General features: G+C 59.4%; 1 pseudogene. It reads right to left on the reverse strand.

Annotation, left to right across the window (positions count from 1 at the left end):
• Positions 1 to 434: pseudogene (locus GYB81_RS25375) on the reverse strand (DUF1302 family protein); the annotation flags it as partial.
• Between the last annotated feature and the right edge of the window lie 78 nt (positions 435 to 512).

A 512-nucleotide genomic window follows, 5' to 3' on the forward strand; every position in this document is an offset into this window, starting at 1 on the left:
CCGGTACACAGGTCGATGACCGGGTTGAGCATGACCGAGTCCTTCGGCCGGTACGACAGCTCCGTACCGACGGCCCAGTCACCGATCGGCATGTTGGCACTGATGCCGTACATCATCCGGTCTTCCTGGTACTCCCAGGTCGGTGCCGCCGCGAAGGTGTTCGGGTCGAGCATGGCGACACGCAACGATGGCAACTTGTCGTGATAACGCATCACGTAGAAGCCATAGGCGACGTCGCTGTCCTCCGGCTGCCAGCGCAGCGAAAGGCCCCACTGGCCGCTGTCGCGGGCGTCCTTTTCGGAGAATCCATAGTCCCCCCTGCCCTCACCCAGCGCGTTGGTGGTGGACCAGTAGCTGCACACCGGCGGCAATTCGCTCTTGTTCCAGCGGAATTGATAGTAGGCCTCGACGTTGACACCCGAGCCCACGCGACTCCTGAGCAACTCGTATGCCGTCTCCTGCTTGACATAATAATGTTTTCGTTTGGATTAGTGCTTACGTTAAATACCATG

This window comes from Pseudomonas yangonensis (genome assembly GCF_009932725.1).
Taxonomy (GTDB): Bacteria; Pseudomonadota; Gammaproteobacteria; order Pseudomonadales; family Pseudomonadaceae; genus Aquipseudomonas; species Aquipseudomonas yangonensis.